Below are 15,082 nucleotides of genomic sequence, written 5' to 3'. Positions count from 1 at the left end.
CCTTGAGGGGGCCGCCGGTGTCGGGACCGCCCTCAAGCTTTGCTGCATCAAGGCGAGCGATCAGCGTCGCTTGGCCATTTCGTTGATGAAGCGATCAAACAGAGGCGCTACGTCGTTCGGGCCAGGGCTGGCTTCAGGGTGACCCTGGAAGCTGAAGGCGCTCTTGTCGGTACGCTCGATGCCTTGCAGGGTGCCGTCGAACAGCGATTTGTGAATCGCGCGAACGTTGGCTGGCAAGGTTGCTTCGTCTACCGCAAAACCGTGGTTCTGGCTGGTGATCATCACCACACCGCTGTCCAGATCCTGGACCGGGTGGTTGGCACCGTGGTGGCCGTGGCCCATTTTCAGGGTCTTGGCGCCGGAAGCCAGGGCCAGAAGTTGGTGACCGAGGCAGATGCCGAACACCGGAATCTCGGTTTCCAGCACGTCCTTGATCGCCTGGATCGCGTAGTCGCAAGGCTCCGGATCACCAGGGCCGTTGGACAGGAACACACCGTCCGGCTTCATCGCCAGGACGTCAGCGGCTGGGGTTTGAGCCGGCACCACGGTCACGCGGCAACCGCGCGCGACCAGCATGCGCAGGATGTTCAGCTTGACGCCGTAGTCGTAGGCAACCACGTGATACGGCAGCTCGGAGGCTTCGATGGTCGCGTGGCTGTCGGTTTTCAGGTCCCAGACAGTCGAGCGCCACTCGTACTGCTCTTTGGTGCTGACGACTTTTGCCAGGTCCATGCCTTTGAGGCCAGGGAAACCCTGGGCGGCGGCGATGGCGGCTTCTTCGGAGATGTTGTCACCGGCCATGATGCAGCCGTTCTGCGCGCCTTTCTCACGCAGGATGCGCGTCAGGCGGCGGGTGTCGATACCTGCGATTGCCACAACGTTGTTGGCTTTCAGGTAGTCGGACAGGGACATCGTGTTACGCCAGTTGCTCGCAACCAGTGGCAGGTCACGGATGACCAGGCCAGCGGACCAGACGCGATCGGATTCGGCGTCTTCCGGCGTGGTGCCGGTGTTGCCGATGTGCGGGTACGTCAGGGTAACGATCTGTTGGGCGTAGGAAGGATCGGTAAGGATTTCCTGATAGCCGGTCATTGCGGTGTTGAACACCACCTCACCAACGGTTTGACCGTCGGCTCCAATGGCTTCGCCGCGAAAAATGCTGCCATCAGCAAGGGCGAGTATGGCTGGCTTAGTCAAGAAGACCTCCCGTAAATAAAGCCTGAAAGGGCGATCGCAGGTTGCAAAAAAGCGGAGTGACGTATGGACACGTCACCCCGCTTCTTCACTGAATTATTCTGCGCGCTTTTAGTGGACACACTAAAGCTGTAGCTTACAGAAAAAGGCATTTTTGGTCTACCGCCAATGAGCCTGAAAGGCCGGGGAATGCGACAGGACGTCGCTTGGCGTAATAAAACCGGGCCCAAAAGCAATGCTGGAGCCCGGTTTCAGGTGCATCTTACCGCAGGTCGAGCACGTCTTGCATGTCGTAAAGGCCTGGCTCACGACCATCCAGCCACAACGCCGCGCGCACCGCGCCCTTGGCGAAGGTCATACGGCTGGACGCCTTGTGCGTGATTTCGAGGCGCTCACCTTCACAGGCAAACAGCACCGTGTGATCACCGACCACGTCACCGCCGCGGACAGTGGCAAAACCGATCGTTTCACGCTCACGCGCACCGGTGTGACCCTCACGCCCGTAGACCGCGACCTTTTGCAGATCACGATCCAGCGCACTGGCAATGACCTCGCCCATGCGCAGGGCTGTACCCGAAGGCGCATCGATCTTGTGCCGATGATGCGCCTCGATGATTTCGATATCGGCTTCATCACCGAGCACACGCGCCGCCATGTCGAGCAGCTTCAACGACAGGTTTACACCCACGCTGAAATTGGCCGCGAACACGATCGGAATGTCTTTGCCCGCCTCGACCAGCAACTGCTTCTGCGCAGCGTCCAGCCCCGTCGTGCCGATGACCATGGCTTTACCCGCCTTACGACAGAATGCCAGGTTTTTCAGCATCACTTCCGGGAGCGTGAAATCGATCAACACATCGAATTCTTCAGCCACCGCTTCGACATGCCCGGACAGCGGCACACCGATACGCCCGAGCGAGGCCAGCTCGCCGGCATCCACGCCAATCAGCGTGCTGCCGGGGCGCACGATGGCCGCTGTCAGGCCGGTCAGCGGCGCGCGCTGCTGCACCGCCTCAACCAGAATTTTGCCCATGCGGCCAGCAGCGCCCATCACAGCTATACGTCGCATGCTCACTCCTTACAGATCGCCGAAGAAACGCTTCACGCCTTCGAACCAACCGGTGGTTTTCGGGGAATGGCTGTTGTCGTCCGCCAGCGAGCTGCGGAACTCTTCCAGCAATTCGCGCTGACGACGCCCCAGGTTGACCGGGGTTTCGACCGCCACGCGACACATCAGGTCGCCAGCACCGCCGCCACGCACTGGCGCAACGCCCTTGCCGCGAACACGGAACTGCTTGCCGGTTTGAGTGCCTTCAGGAATCTTCAATTTGACTCGACCATCAAGGGTCGGAATCTCCAGCTCGCCGCCCAACGCCGCATCGACGAAGCTGATAGGCACTTCGCAGAACAGGTGCTTGCCGTCACGCTGGAAGATCGCGTGCTCGCGCACGTTGATGACCACGTAAAGGTCGCCCGTCGGACCGCCCTGCGCGCCCGCCTCGCCTTCACCCGACAGGCGAATGCGGTCACCGGTATCGACACCGGCCGGCACTTTTACGGAAAGGGTCTTGTACTCTTCGACCCGGCCTTCGCCGTTGCAGGAGTTGCATGGATCGGAAATGATTTTGCCCTGGCCATGGCAACGCGGGCAGGTCTGCTGCACCGAGAAGAAGCCCTGCTGCATGCGGACCTGACCGATACCACCGCACGTCGGGCAGGTGATTGGCGACGAGCCTTTTTTGGCGCCCGAGCCATCGCACGGCTTGCAGTTGACCAGTGTCGGAACGCGGATATTCACGGTCGTACCGCGCACCGCTTCTTCCAGATTCAGTTCCAGGGTGTAACGCAGGTCGCTGCCGCGCTGGGCGCCGCCACGAGAACCGCCACGACCACCACCGAAGAAATCACTGAAGACATCACCAAAGATGTCGGAGAAGTTCTGACCGCCAAAACCGGCACCGCCGCCACCCATGCTTGGGTCGACACCGGCATGACCGTATTGGTCGTATGCCGCGCGCTTGCTGGAATCGGACAGTACTTCATAGGCCTCGTTGGCCTCTTTGAACATGTCTTCCGACGCCTTGTCATCGGGATTACGGTCCGGGTGGTGCTTCATCGCCAGGCGACGGTAGGCCTTTTTCAGGTCTGCTTCGCTTGAGCCACGCTCAACACCCAATACTTCGTAATAGTCACGCTTTGCCATAATTCTTTGCACTCTTAAGGACGTTCGGCAAAACCCTCCTGAGCCTCGCCAAACTCGTTGAGCCCCAATACAGGCCCGGACCCAACTCACGTCAATTCAACGATCCTGGTCTTTGATTCGATACGGTACTTTCGGCTCGAAAAGCAGGAGCATTTCCGGCCATACCGCCAGCATTCGAGCGTTGTCGCATGCTGTAAAAATTCACGTGCTCCAGACACGCCAACGCGGGAGCAAGCTCCCGCGCGGCGACATCCTACCAGTCACCGCCTCAAGGCAGTCAACCGGGCGACCAACAACTTACTTGTGGTCTTTGACTTCTTCGAACTCGGCATCGACAACGTCGTCAGCCTTTTCAGCTTTTTCGTCGTGCGGTGCCGCGCCTTCAGCAGGCTGGGCCTGTTCGGCGTACATCTTCTGCGCCACTGGAGCGGAGACTTTCGACAGCTCTTCAACCTTGGCTTCGATGGCAGCCTTGTCGTCGCCTTTGACAGCGGCTTCCAGGGCAACCACGGCAGCTTCGATTGCAGTCTTCTCTTCAGCGGTCACTTTATCGCCAGCGTCAGCGACCATTTTGCGCGTCGAGTGAACCAGTGCATCACCCTGGTTGCGGGCAGCGGCCAGTTCTTCGAACTTGCGGTCTTCGTCGGCGTTGGTTTCAGCATCGCGAATCATCTGCTGAATCTCTTCCTCGGACAGACCGGAGTTGGCCTTGATCACGATCGACTGAGTCTTGCCGGTGGCCTTGTCTTTGGCGCCTACGTGCAGGATGCCGTTGGCGTCGATGTCGAAGGTCACTTCGATTTGTGGCACGCCACGTGGTGCTGGTGGAATCTCGGCCAGGTCGAACTTGCCCAGGGACTTGTTCTGGGCAGCTTGCTTACGCTCGCCTTGCAGCACGTGAATGGTCACGGCGCCCTGGTTGTCGTCGGCTGTCGAGAACACTTGCGATTTCTTGGTAGGAATCGTGGTGTTTTTCTCGATCAGCGCAGTCATCACGCCGCCCATGGTTTCGATACCCAGGGTCAGCGGGCTGACGTCGAGCAGCAGAACGTCTTTCACGTCGCCAGCCAATACCGCGCCCTGGATGGCAGCACCCATGGCAACGGCTTCGTCCGGGTTCACGTCTTTACGTGCTTCTTTACCGAAGAACTCGGTCACCAGCTTTTGAACCAGTGGCATACGGGTCTGACCGCCTACCAGGATCACGTCGTTGATCGCGCCAACGTCGATGCCGGAGTCTTTCAGAGCGATGCGGCAAGGTTCGATGGTGCGTTGAACCAGGTCTTCTACCAGCGCTTCGAGCTTGGCGCGGGAGATTTTCACGTTCAAGTGCTTAGGACCGGTGGCGTCTGCAGTGATGTACGGCAGGTTCACGTCGGTCGACAGAGCAGACGACAGTTCGATCTTGGCTTTTTCAGCGGCTTCTTTCAGGCGCTGCATGGCCAGCGGGTCACCTTTAAGGTTCATGCCGCTTTCTTTCTTGAATTCGTCGACGAGGTAGTCGATCAGACGAATGTCAAAGTCTTCACCGCCCAGGAACGTGTCACCGTTGGTGGCCAGTACTTCGAACTGGTGCTCGCCATCGACTTCAGCGATTTCGATCACGGAAACGTCGAAAGTACCGCCGCCCAGATCGTAAACGATCACGGTGTGATCGCCTTTCGCCTTGTCCATACCGTAAGCCAGCGCAGCTGCGGTTGGTTCGTTGATGATACGTTTAACGTCCAGGCCCGCGATGCGGCCGGCGTCTTTGGTCGCCTGGCGCTGGCTGTCGTTGAAGTAGGCCGGAACGGTAATCACCGCTTCGGTCACTGGCTCGCCGAGGTAGTCTTCGGCGGTCTTCTTCATTTTCTTCAGGATTTCAGCCGAGATCTGTGGCGGCGACATTTTCTGGCCGTTCACTTCAACCCATGCGTCGCCGTTGTCAGCCTTGGCGATTTTGTAAGGGACCATCTTGATGTCTTTCTGTACGACTTCTTCGTCGAACTTACGACCGATCAGACGCTTCACCGCATACAGGGTGTTGTGCGGATTGGTCACAGCCTGACGTTTGGCCGACTGACCAACGAGGATTTCGCCATCGTTGGCGTACGCGATGATCGACGGCGTGGTGCGCGCGCCTTCAGCGTTTTCAATAACTTTGGCTACGCCGTTTTCAAGCACGGAGACGCAGGAGTTGGTAGTCCCCAGGTCGATACCGATAATTTTGCCCATGTTCACTCTCCCGAAACTTTGGATTTGGTTGCCGCAGCAGTGGTGGCTAACTGCGGTAGCACTTAAACGCTTGACTTCTAAATGGGGGCCTTGCGGCTAATTTCAAGCCTGCTCGTCAATCGAAGGCGAAACTGGCGCAGGGGCCTTGCTGACCACGACCATGGCCGGGCGCAGCAGGCGACCATTGAGCTGGTAGCCCTTCTGGAACACCTTGAGCACGCTGTTCGGCTCAACGTCGGCGCTTTCCTGCATGGCCATTGCCTGATGCTGAACGGCATTGAACGGTTCGCCATGCGGATCGATCACTTCCAGCTGATAGCGTTTCAGGGTGTCCTGGAACATTTTCAGGGTCAGCTCGATGCCTTCGCGCATTGGACGGATGCTTTCGTCGTCCGGGTTGGACAACTCCAGGCCACGCTCCAGGCTGTCGATGATCGGCAGCAAATCGCTTGCGAATTTTTCCAGGGCGAATTTGTGAGCCTTTTCTACATCCTGCTCAGCGCGACGGCGGACGTTCTGCAGATCGGCGGCAACACGCAAAGCCTGATCCTGCGCGCCTGCCAGTTGCTCTTCTAGCACTTGTACACGAGCCGCCAGGTCTTCACCCGAAGCCGCGGAGCCCTGGTTGGCGTCTTGATTTTGCGTATCCACTGTCTGTTCGTCAGCCATAGATTTCTCCTTTCAATATCGTCCGCGAGCTCAACTCGCGCTTCTGCCCAGCTATATGGGGCCGCAAAATCCAGCTTCAAGGGGTTTGTGTTGATTAACCCTACAAAAAGAGCAGCATTGTCATTCCCCGCCGCACCAAGTGTTTCGTCGGATCGAGCAAATGGAGCTAACGGAGGGCATTGTCAGCCAGAAACAAAACACTGTATAAATAACCAGACCTAAAGCCTGGGAGCGGCCTTTATGCTGGTGCACCTGTCCGTACATAACTACGCCATCGTTGAACATCTCGATCTCGAACTCGATCGCGGAATGAGCGTGATCACTGGGGAAACCGGCGCCGGCAAGTCAATCATGCTCGACGCCCTCGGCCTGACCCTGGGTGATCGCGCCGACAGCGGCGTGGTCCGTCCCGGCGCTGACAAGGCCGACATTCTGGCGACCTTCGACCTGGTCGACATTCCGGAGGCCAGCGCCTGGCTGGCTGAGCGCGACCTGGAGAGTGACGGCCCGTGCATCCTGCGCCGGGTCATTACCGCCGAAGGGCGCTCGCGCGGCTATATCAACGGCACGCCCTGCCCGCTCGGCGATCTCAAGGCCTTGGGCGAATTGCTGATCGATATCCACAGCCAGCATGAGCACCAGTCGCTACTCAAGACCGACACCCACCGCCGCCTGCTCGACGAATATGCCGGCGCCACCGACCTCGCACGCCAGGTCCAACTGGCCGCCCAACGCTGGCGGCAGACCCGCCAGGAACTGGATCGCCTGTCCAATTCCGGCGATGAGCAACGCGCCCGCCACCAACTGCTCAGCTATCAACTTGAAGAACTGGAAAACCTCGGTCTCGGCGAAAACGAGCTGGAGCAGCTGGAACAGGAACACAAGAACCTGACCAACGCCGAAACCCTGCTGGGCATCTGCCGGCAAGTGGTCGAGCAATGCAGCGAAAGTGATTCCGGCAATGTCCTGAACGCACTGACCGCCAGCCTGAATCGCTTGTCGAGCGTGAATAACTCGATCGGCGCCTTGGGCGAAGCGAGCAGTCTCCTGACCAGTGCCCAGATTCAGGTTGAAGAAGCCGTCGGGGAACTGAACCGCTTCCTTGATAATTTTGACGCTGACCCGGCACGTCTTCAGTACCTGGAAGAACGCCTCGACGCGATCTACACCATGGCGCGCAAGCACCGCATCCAGCCGACCGACGTCGCGGAGATGCAGCAGCGCTTGCTGGATGAAATCGAAACCCTGAATGCCAACGATGAATCCATCGAGCGCCTGAGCGATGAGTTGTCTTCATACGCCCGTCATTATCAGGAGAAGGCTCGAGAGCTGAGCGATCTGCGCCATCAGGCCTCAAACAGCCTGGCCAGCGCCGTGGAGCAGGAAATCCAGCGGCTAGGGATGCCTGGCGGCCGCTTCACCATCGAACTACGGCCCAACGGCAGCGATGATCTTCTGCCCAACGGGCTTGAACAGGTAGAACTGCTGGTCAGCGCTAACCCGGGCCAGCCCTTGAAAGCGTTGGCCAAAGTGGCCTCGGGCGGTGAACTCTCGCGAATCAGCCTCGCGATTCAGGTGATCACCGCACAGACTTCGCGCGTACCGACCCTGGTATTCGACGAGGTGGACGTAGGCATTGGCGGTCCGACGGCCGAGATTGTCGGGCAATTGCTGCGACGACTCGGGGAACGCGGGCAGGTGTTGACGGTGACTCACTTGCCGCAAGTGGCCGCGCAAGGGCACCAACATCTATTTGTGCACAAGGTGCGCGGCGAGGATGCGACCCGAACGGCTGTCTCCAAGCTGAGCAAGAATGATCGCGTCGAAGAAGTGGCGCGGATGCTCGGAGGCATTGACCTGACCAAGGAGTCTCTGGCTCACGCCAGGAAAATGGTCGTCACCGCAAAGATTTAGGAACAATTTAGAAACAGCAGAAAGCACGAAGGCGACCCTGGGGTCGCCTTCGCTCGTTTCGCGAACCTTAAGTTCGCGCGACATGCTTACTTTTTCTTGCGTACGTACAGCACGAGGTTGTGATCAACCATCTCGAAGCCATACTTATCGACGATGGCTTTCTGCAGGCGCTCGATTTCTTCGTCGAAGAATTCGATCACTTCGCTGGTTTCGACGTTGACCATATGGTCGTGATGCTTACCGTCGTCCAGCTCGAAGACCGCATGGCCTCCATCGAAGTTGTGCCGCACCACAAGGCCAGCTGCCTCGAACTGGGTCAGGACACGGTAAACCGTGGCCAGACCTACGTCCTCACCAGCCTCCATCAGTGCCTTGTAAACATCCTCGGCACTCATGTGGCGTTGCTCGGCGGAATCGAGCATTTGCAGAATTTTGACCCGTGGAAGGGTCACTTTGAGGCCGGCTTTGCGTAGTTCGCTATTTTCAACCATGGTCAGCTTTCTCGCGATGCTGCTTCGCAGCTTCTCTTAATGCGGGTATGATCGGCGTTTACGTTGTCCCAGCCAAGATAGTGGAAGTCGCCCACCGATGCAAAACACCAAGCTCTTGCTAACCAGTTTCACCTTTGTGGGACTGCTCGCACTCGCCGGTTGTTCATTCCCCGGGGTTTACAAAATCGACATCCAGCAGGGCAATGTCGTCACGCAGGACATGATAGACCAGTTACGCCCGGGAATGACCCGTAAGCAAGTACGGTTTATCATGGGCAATCCCCTGCTGACCGACACGTTCCATGCCGATCGCTGGGATTATCTGTACAGCCTGCAACCCGGTGGCGGTGAACGCCAACAGGAACGCATTAGCGTTATCTTCAACCCAAATGACCAGCTTGTCAGCCTCTCTGGTGATTTCATGCCAGGCGTGAGCCGCGACGAAGCCATTCTCGGCAAGGACAGTGGCACGAAAGTCACTGCACCGGCAGAAAACGTCGAGAAGCCAAAACCGGAAAAACCGGTCAAGCCAGGTTCGTTGCTCGACCAGATCCAGAAGGATGTCGACGGTGTAGAAACCGTTCCAGTCCCGACTCCGGAACCGCTGGAAACCTCGCCGCAATAATTTGCGACGCAATAAAAAACCCGGTATGTCCGGGTTTTTTATTGCCTGGTGTTTAATCGTCTCACTGATTTCGCGCTTTCGCTTCGGCAGCCTTCGCGGCGCGTAGCCGGCGAACCTCTTTCGGATCAACCAGCAACGGCCGATAGATCTCGAGACGGTCCCCCGCCTGAACCTGGCGAGTGTCCGGATCGACAACCACCTTGCCGAATATCCCCACAGGACAGTTAGCCAGATCCAGCTCCGGAAACTCTTGGCCCACTCCTGACGCCAGCAACGCCGCCCGTACCGTTGCTCCTGCTGGCACCATCACGCAGAGAAGCACTTGACGATCCACGGCGGCATACACCAACTCGACCTCGATCACTGCCTCAACCATATATTTGCTTGGCGCGCTGGCAGAAAGCATCGACCAGTGTGTTGGCCGCCTGATTGAACAACGGCCCCAATGTCGCGCGTACAATCGGCCCGGCGTAATCGAACGACAGGTCCAGGCTGATTTTGCAGGCTTTGTCGGTCAATGCCTTGAACACCCAGATGCCATGCAACTGCGAAAACGGGCCTTCCTCGAGATTCATCTCGATCGATTGCCCAGGAATCAGCGTATTGCGCGTCACGAAACGCTGGCTGAGCCCCCCCTTGGCCACGCCGACGCTCGCGCGCATGTGCACGGGGGAGCTTTCCAGGACTTCAGCCGAGGAGCACCACGGAAGAAACTCCGGGTATCGCGCCACGTCGTTGACCAGGTCATACAGCGCTTGTGCCGGATACGGCAGCAAAGCCGAACGTTGAATGTGTGTCGTCATGTCAGCGTCACTTCCACAGCTGGGCGGCAAATACTACGAGAATGCCGATGGGCGCCACATAGCGCATCAAAAACAGGGACAAGGAGAATAACCGCGGGCTACGTATCGACAACTCGTCGCGTACCGTTTCACGGCCCATCACCCAGCCTGCAAACACCACGAAACACAAACCACCGAGTGGCAACATGATTCGCGACGTGAAGAAATCGATTACGCCAAAGAAGTCCATACCGCCGGCCGCGCCCCATTGGTAGAGATGGAACATCCCGCCTTCGTTCACGAAAAATTTGGCCTCCCTCCAGATATTGAAGGAAAACACAGTGCCCAGACCGACAAACCAGCAAATGAATGCAAGCCAGAACGTCACCCAGGCGCGACTGACTTTCGTCCGCTCAACCAGGTAAGCCACCATCGGCTCAAGCAAGGAAATCGCCGAACTCCAGGCTGCAATCGCTACCAACACGAAGAACACTACGCCCATCAGCTGACCAAACGCTACGTTACCAAAGGCAAATGGCAGGGTGACAAACATTAGGCCGGGGCCTTCGCTCGGATCCAGGCCAGCAGCGAACACAATCGGAAACAATGCCAGTCCGGCCACCAGCGAAACAAAGGTATCGAGCAGCGCCACACCGACAACCGTGCTGGAAATTGACGAGTGCTTCGGCATGTAAGCGCCGTAGATCATGATTGAACCGACACCTACGCTCAGGGAAAAAAACGCATGCCCCATGGCAGGTAGCAATCCGTCGAGGACTTTTTCCGGGCGGAAGTCGAACATGAAATGAACGCCTTCCATGAAATGGCCGGTGGTCATGCTGTAACCGAGCAACACCAGAATCATCACAAACAGCAACGGCATCATGATCCGCAGGCTGCGCTCCAGGCCGGCGACGACACCTTTGGCAATGACGATGGCGGACAGCACCATGAAAATCGTGTGCCAAAGTGTCAGGCGCCATGGATCGGCGATCACATTGCCAAAATACACACCGACCTGATCAGGCCTTGCGCCCTGAAAGTCGCCGCGCCCCATGTCGATGATGTAATCCAGCGACCAGCCGCCGACCACGCTATAAAAAGACAGGATCAGCAGCGCCGTGATCATCCCGGCAAATGCTCCCCAGGACCACTTCGCCGAATGCCCTGCCTCCAACGCCAGCACCTTCAAAGCATTGGCAGGGCTCTGGCGAGCACGTCGGCCGATCAGTGTTTCAGCCAGCATGACCGGCACACCAATCAGCGCGATACAGACCAGGAACATCAGCACAAACGCGCCGCCGCCATAGATACCGACCATGTACGGGAACTTCCAGATGCTACCCAACCCCACGGCCGAACCGGTCGCGGCGAGTATGAAGACCCAACGGCTAGCCCAACTGCCGTGGACAGAAACCTTGTCTGTCGACATTGTCATCACGTCCAAGCATTCAAAAAAGAGGGCGCATTGTCCGGGATTCAATCAACCTGCTCAAGCACGTCGCGATACCGTAGCCGACTCGCGTGCAACTCCCTATAATGCCGCCCCTATGGCTAAACAGAAGAAACACCCAACAGGGACCATCGCGCAAAACAAAAAGGCGCGACACGATTACTTCATCGAGCACAAGTTCGAGGCTGGTCTGGTCCTGGCCGGCTGGGAAGTAAAAAGTCTGCGGGCAAGCAAGCTGCAACTGGTTGACAGTTATGTGCTGCTCAAGGATGGCGAAGCCTGGCTGCTCGGCAGCCACATTTCGCCCCTGATGACCGCCAGCACCCACGTCATCGCTGACCCGACCCGCACGCGAAAATTGCTGCTGAACCGGCGCGAGCTGGAAAAGCTGGCTACGGCCGTGCAGCAAAAAGGCTACGCCTGCGTGTGCCTGTCCTGGTACTGGAGCAAGCACATGGTCAAGTGCGAGATCGCTCTGGGCAAGGGCAAGAAGGAATACGACAAGCGTGATACCGAACGCGAGCGCGACGCCGGTCGCGAGTTGCAGCGTGCGGTGCGCAACAAGGGCAAGGAAGATTAATCTTCTGACCTGAATTTTGCGGCGCTAGCGAAAGATCGCAGCCTGCGGCAGCTCCTACAGGGAACGCAATCTCTGTAGGAGCTGCCGCAGGCTGCGATCTTTTGCGTTTGGCGCAATCACATCCCTTTGCGCCGCTCCGCCCGAGCCATGCGCTGAACTTCCTGACGCACCTCTTCCAGCACTTCCTGCACATACAAAATGTGTCGACTGGAAATTTCCCGTGCCTGTTCCGCCCTGCCTTCGATAATCGCCAGGTACAGCTCTCGATGCTGGACGATCAGCATGTCGCGGGTTTCAGTGCGCTGCTTGTACATCCCGCCAATGTTGGTCACCACGTTGCGCTTGAGCAGGTCGAACAGCCCGCGAATGGTGTGCAGCAGCACGGCGTTGTGGCTGGCTTCGGCGATGGCCAGATGAAATTTCGCATCCGCCGCGCCCTCTTCTGCCCGACTCACTTCATCGTGACGCGTATAACAGTCCTGCAACTCGTCGAAGGCTGCGGTCAGCCGCTCGCGATCAACGTCGGTGGCACGCAACGCTGCGTAATAAGCACAGGACGCTTCCAGGGTGTGGCGGAACTCCAGCAGATCGCGCTGAGCCTCGGGATTGCTTTCCAACAGATGCAGCAGCGGATCACTGAAGGTCGACCCCAGCGACTCCACCACATAGTTGCCGCCGCCCTGACGGCTGACCAGCAGCCCTTTGGCCGCCAGTTTCTGAATAGCTTCACGCAACGAAGGGCGTGACACGCCGAACTGCTCGGCCAGCGCGCGCTCGGCCGGCAAGCGCTCCCCCGCCTTCAGCGTGCCTTCGAGGATCATCCCCTCAAGCTGCTCGACAATATCGTCAGACAAACGGCGCTGACGAATCTGATCAAACCCCATAACTCATTTCTCCACGATCCCGACGGCTCGCCGGGGCCTCTATTCTGGCCTATAGACGCTGCGTCAGCACCTATCACGCGGCAGTTGATCGAGCGGCCCGGATGATCTGCGCACCCCACATGCGACAAAAGTTTTAGGGCGGCAAATTGACACACCGCCTACAACGCTTTTACCCTAGCCAACAGCGATTGTAAATTGGTATTACCAATTATCCAAGTACGCTGGCAGTGCCTGACCAACAACAATTAGGGGCCACCCCATATGCAAACCTGGCAACAGCTCTATACCCCGCTCGGCAGTCTCGGCGTGTCCGCGCTCGCGGCCGTCATCCCCATCGTGTTTTTCTTCCTGGCGCTGGCCGTGTTCCGGCTCAAAGGGCATGTGGCGGGCAGCATCACGCTGGCCCTGTCCATAGCGGTAGCCATCTTCGCGTTCCAGATGCCGGTCGACATGGCTTTCGCTGCAGCCGGGTATGGCTTCGCCTACGGCCTGTGGCCGATTGCGTGGATCATCGTGGCAGCGGTGTTCCTCTACAAACTGACGGTCAAGAGTGGCCAGTTCGAAGTGATCCGCAGCTCGGTACTGTCGATCACTGACGACCAGCGCTTGCAGGTGCTGCTGATCGGTTTTTGCTTCGGCGCCTTCCTCGAAGGTGCCGCCGGTTTCGGTGCGCCGGTAGCGATTACCGCTGCGCTGCTGGTGGGGCTGGGTTTCAATCCGCTGTACGCCGCCGGCCTGTGCCTGATTGCCAACACCGCGCCGGTGGCTTTCGGCGCGCTGGGCATTCCGATCATCGTGGCCGGGCAAGTGACCGGTATCGACGCATTCAAGATCGGCGCAATGACCGGCCGCCAACTGCCGCTGCTGTCGCTGTTCGTACCGTTCTGGCTGGTATTCATGATGGATGGCATGCGCGGCGTGCGTGAAACCTGGCCCGCCGCACTGGTTGCCGGCCTGAGCTTTGCCATCACTCAATACTTCACCTCGAACTTCATTGGCCCGGAACTGCCGGACATTACCTCAGCCCTGGTCAGCCTGATTTCCCTGACATTGTTCCTGAAAGTCTGGCAGCCAAAACGCGCCGCTGGCCAACATATCGCCGGTGCTGTCTCGGCGTCTGTAGTGACCGCCAGCGCGGGTGGTTTCGGCCAAAAGCGCACCACTGTGGCATCGCCCTATAGTTTGCTGGAGATTTTCAAAGCCTGGTCGCCGTTCCTGATCCTCACCGTGCTGGTCACCATCTGGACCCTGAAACCGTTCAAGGCGATGTTCGCTGCCGGCGGTTCGATGTATAGCTGGGTGTTCAACTTCGCGATCCCGCACCTGGATCAAATGGTGATCAAGGTCGCGCCCATCGTGACCGCTCCGACCGCCATTCCAGCCGTGTTCAAGCTCGACCCGATTTCCGCGACCGGCACGGCGATTTTCTTCTCCGCCTTGATCTCGATGCTGGTGTTGAAAATCAATGTTAAAACTGGTCTGACCACTTTGAGAGAAACCTTCTACGAGCTGCGCTGGCCGATCCTGTCCATCGGCATGGTGCTGGCCTTCGCCTTCGTCACCAACTACTCGGGCATGTCCTCGACCATGGCGCTGGTTCTGGCAGGCACGGGGGCGGCATTCCCGTTCTTCTCGCCGTTCCTGGGTTGGTTGGGCGTGTTCCTGACCGGTTCCGATACCTCGTCCAACGCGCTGTTCAGTTCGTTGCAAGCGACCACCGCGCACCAGATCGGTGTCAACGACGTGTTGCTGGTTGCGGCGAACACCAGCGGCGGCGTGACCGGCAAGATGATCTCGCCACAGTCGATCGCCGTGGCCTGCGCGGCGACCGGGCTGGTAGGCAAGGAATCGGATCTATTCCGTTTCACCCTCAAGCACAGCCTGTTCTTTGCCACGATCGTTGGCCTGATCACCCTGGCTCAGGCCTATTGGTTCACCGGCATGCTGGTGCACTAAGTACTACACGCTACACAGCAAAAACCGACGCCGGACCACGATTCCGGCGTCAGCTATTCACAATCCGGTCCGTAAGGCTGCTGAAAGCTTCCGTCTCTATATTCAGCAGCCTCAGCG

14 protein-coding genes are annotated in these 15,082 nt (G+C 58.4%); 4 read left to right on the top strand and 10 right to left on the bottom strand.

Translation table 11 applies throughout. The features are described from left to right. Positions 1-60: 60 nt before the first annotated feature. The 5 genes from carA to grpE all read right to left on the bottom strand — a co-directional run bounded on the left by carA (position 61) and on the right by grpE (position 6,280). Positions 61-1,197, bottom strand: a complete 1,137-nt coding sequence (gene carA, locus ACA052_RS03705) for a glutamine-hydrolyzing carbamoyl-phosphate synthase small subunit (RefSeq protein WP_497648460.1) — start codon at positions 1,195-1,197, stop codon at positions 61-63. Positions 1,198-1,456: 259 nt separating this feature from the next. Beyond that, positions 1,457-2,263 carry a 4-hydroxy-tetrahydrodipicolinate reductase gene (gene dapB, locus ACA052_RS03700; protein ID WP_497648459.1) on the bottom strand — a complete coding sequence of 269 codons (807 nt, stop codon included), beginning with the start codon at positions 2,261-2,263 and terminating at the stop codon, positions 1,457-1,459. A 9-nt stretch (positions 2,264-2,272) separates the two neighbouring features. Continuing rightward, positions 2,273-3,397, bottom strand: a complete 1,125-nt coding sequence (gene dnaJ, locus ACA052_RS03695; protein WP_201114945.1) for a molecular chaperone DnaJ — start codon at positions 3,395-3,397, stop codon at positions 2,273-2,275. 297 nt (positions 3,398-3,694) lie between these two features. Then, positions 3,695-5,611 carry a molecular chaperone DnaK gene (dnaK, locus tag ACA052_RS03690; RefSeq protein ID WP_497648458.1) on the bottom strand — a complete coding sequence of 639 codons (1,917 nt, stop codon included), beginning with the start codon at positions 5,609-5,611 and terminating at the stop codon, positions 3,695-3,697. Between the two features lie 102 nt (positions 5,612-5,713). Next, positions 5,714-6,280 carry a nucleotide exchange factor GrpE gene (grpE, locus tag ACA052_RS03685; protein ID WP_497648457.1) on the bottom strand — a complete coding sequence of 189 codons (567 nt, stop codon included), beginning with the start codon at positions 6,278-6,280 and terminating at the stop codon, positions 5,714-5,716. A gap of 240 nt (positions 6,281-6,520) precedes the next feature. Between grpE and recN the strand changes: the two genes are divergently transcribed. Beyond that, positions 6,521-8,194, top strand: coding sequence for a DNA repair protein RecN (gene recN, locus ACA052_RS03680; RefSeq protein ID WP_497648456.1), 1,674 nt, complete (start codon positions 6,521-6,523; stop codon positions 8,192-8,194). 86 nt (positions 8,195-8,280) lie between these two features. Here recN and fur read toward each other — a convergent pair whose 3' ends face one another. Continuing rightward, on the bottom strand, positions 8,281-8,685 hold the full coding sequence (fur, locus tag ACA052_RS03675) for a ferric iron uptake transcriptional regulator (protein WP_003197684.1): 405 nt from the start codon (positions 8,683-8,685) through the stop codon (positions 8,281-8,283). Between the two features lie 97 nt (positions 8,686-8,782). On the opposite strand from fur, the gene ACA052_RS03670 reads away from it, so the two are divergent. After that, positions 8,783-9,310, top strand: a complete 528-nt coding sequence (locus ACA052_RS03670; RefSeq protein WP_497648455.1) for an outer membrane protein assembly factor BamE — start codon at positions 8,783-8,785, stop codon at positions 9,308-9,310. Positions 9,311-9,371: 61 nt separating this feature from the next. Here the strand turns inward: ACA052_RS03670 and ACA052_RS03665 are convergent, their stop codons facing one another. From ACA052_RS03665 to ACA052_RS03655, 3 genes are read right to left on the bottom strand one after another with little or no spacing between them, the layout of a single operon-like run. Further along, positions 9,372-9,686 (bottom strand): RnfH family protein, encoded by a 315-nt coding sequence (locus tag ACA052_RS03665; RefSeq protein WP_497648454.1) that lies wholly within the window; start codon positions 9,684-9,686, stop codon positions 9,372-9,374. After that, positions 9,679-10,113, bottom strand: a complete 435-nt coding sequence (locus tag ACA052_RS03660) for a type II toxin-antitoxin system RatA family toxin (RefSeq protein ID WP_497648453.1) — start codon at positions 10,111-10,113, stop codon at positions 9,679-9,681. Before ACA052_RS03660 ends, ACA052_RS03665 begins: the two co-directional genes overlap by 8 nt. 7 nt (positions 10,114-10,120) lie before the next feature. After that, the gene (locus tag ACA052_RS03655) at positions 10,121-11,524 is read right to left on the bottom strand and encodes a sodium-dependent transporter (protein WP_497648452.1); all 1,404 of its coding nucleotides are present in this window, start codon (positions 11,522-11,524) and stop codon (positions 10,121-10,123) included. Between the two features lie 118 nt (positions 11,525-11,642). On the opposite strand from ACA052_RS03655, the gene smpB reads away from it, so the two are divergent. Next, positions 11,643-12,125 (top strand): SsrA-binding protein SmpB, encoded by a 483-nt coding sequence (smpB, locus tag ACA052_RS03650; protein ID WP_497648451.1) that lies wholly within the window; start codon positions 11,643-11,645, stop codon positions 12,123-12,125. A gap of 116 nt (positions 12,126-12,241) precedes the next feature. On the opposite strand, the gene ACA052_RS03645 is transcribed toward smpB, so the two are convergent. Continuing rightward, entirely contained in the window at positions 12,242-13,009 is a 768-nt protein-coding gene (locus ACA052_RS03645) for a GntR family transcriptional regulator (protein ID WP_497648450.1), read from the bottom strand. A gap of 261 nt (positions 13,010-13,270) precedes the next feature. Here ACA052_RS03645 and ACA052_RS03640 point away from each other — a divergent pair, with 261 nt between their 5' ends. Beyond that, a complete protein-coding gene (locus ACA052_RS03640) occupies positions 13,271-14,965 on the top strand; it encodes a lactate permease LctP family transporter (RefSeq protein WP_497648449.1) in 1,695 nt (564 codons plus the stop codon). Positions 14,966-15,082: the final 117 nt, after the last annotated feature.

The sequence above is a fragment of the Pseudomonas sp. LBUM1644 genome, assembly GCF_059716195.1.
Note: the sequence above shows the minus strand (reverse complement) of the source record. Positions and strands in the feature narration are given on the sequence as shown.

Bases quoted from the DNA above. Each gene is read 5' to 3' on its own strand.
- dapB (WP_497648459.1), bottom strand. From the start codon at position 2,263: ATGCGACGTATAGCTGTGATGGGCGCTGCTGGCCGCATGGGCAAAATT.
- dnaJ (WP_201114945.1), bottom strand. From the start codon at position 3,397: ATGGCAAAGCGTGACTATTACGAAGTATTGGGTGTTGAGCGTGGCTCA.
- dnaK (WP_497648458.1), bottom strand. From the start codon at position 5,611: ATGGGCAAAATTATCGGTATCGACCTGGGGACTACCAACTCCTGCGTC.
- grpE (WP_497648457.1), bottom strand. From the start codon at position 6,280: ATGGCTGACGAACAGACAGTGGATACGCAAAATCAAGACGCCAACCAG.
- recN (WP_497648456.1), top strand. From the start codon at position 6,521: ATGCTGGTGCACCTGTCCGTACATAACTACGCCATCGTTGAACATCTC.
- fur (WP_003197684.1), bottom strand. From the start codon at position 8,685: ATGGTTGAAAATAGCGAACTACGCAAAGCCGGCCTCAAAGTGACCCTT.
- ACA052_RS03670 (WP_497648455.1), top strand. From the start codon at position 8,783: ATGCAAAACACCAAGCTCTTGCTAACCAGTTTCACCTTTGTGGGACTG.
- ACA052_RS03665 (WP_497648454.1), bottom strand. From the start codon at position 9,686: ATGGTTGAGGCAGTGATCGAGGTCGAGTTGGTGTATGCCGCCGTGGAT.
- ACA052_RS03660 (WP_497648453.1), bottom strand. From the start codon at position 10,113: ATGACGACACACATTCAACGTTCGGCTTTGCTGCCGTATCCGGCACAA.
- ACA052_RS03655 (WP_497648452.1), bottom strand. From the start codon at position 11,524: ATGTCGACAGACAAGGTTTCTGTCCACGGCAGTTGGGCTAGCCGTTGG.
- smpB (WP_497648451.1), top strand. From the start codon at position 11,643: ATGGCTAAACAGAAGAAACACCCAACAGGGACCATCGCGCAAAACAAA.
- ACA052_RS03645 (WP_497648450.1), bottom strand. From the start codon at position 13,009: ATGGGGTTTGATCAGATTCGTCAGCGCCGTTTGTCTGACGATATTGTC.
- ACA052_RS03640 (WP_497648449.1), top strand. From the start codon at position 13,271: ATGCAAACCTGGCAACAGCTCTATACCCCGCTCGGCAGTCTCGGCGTG.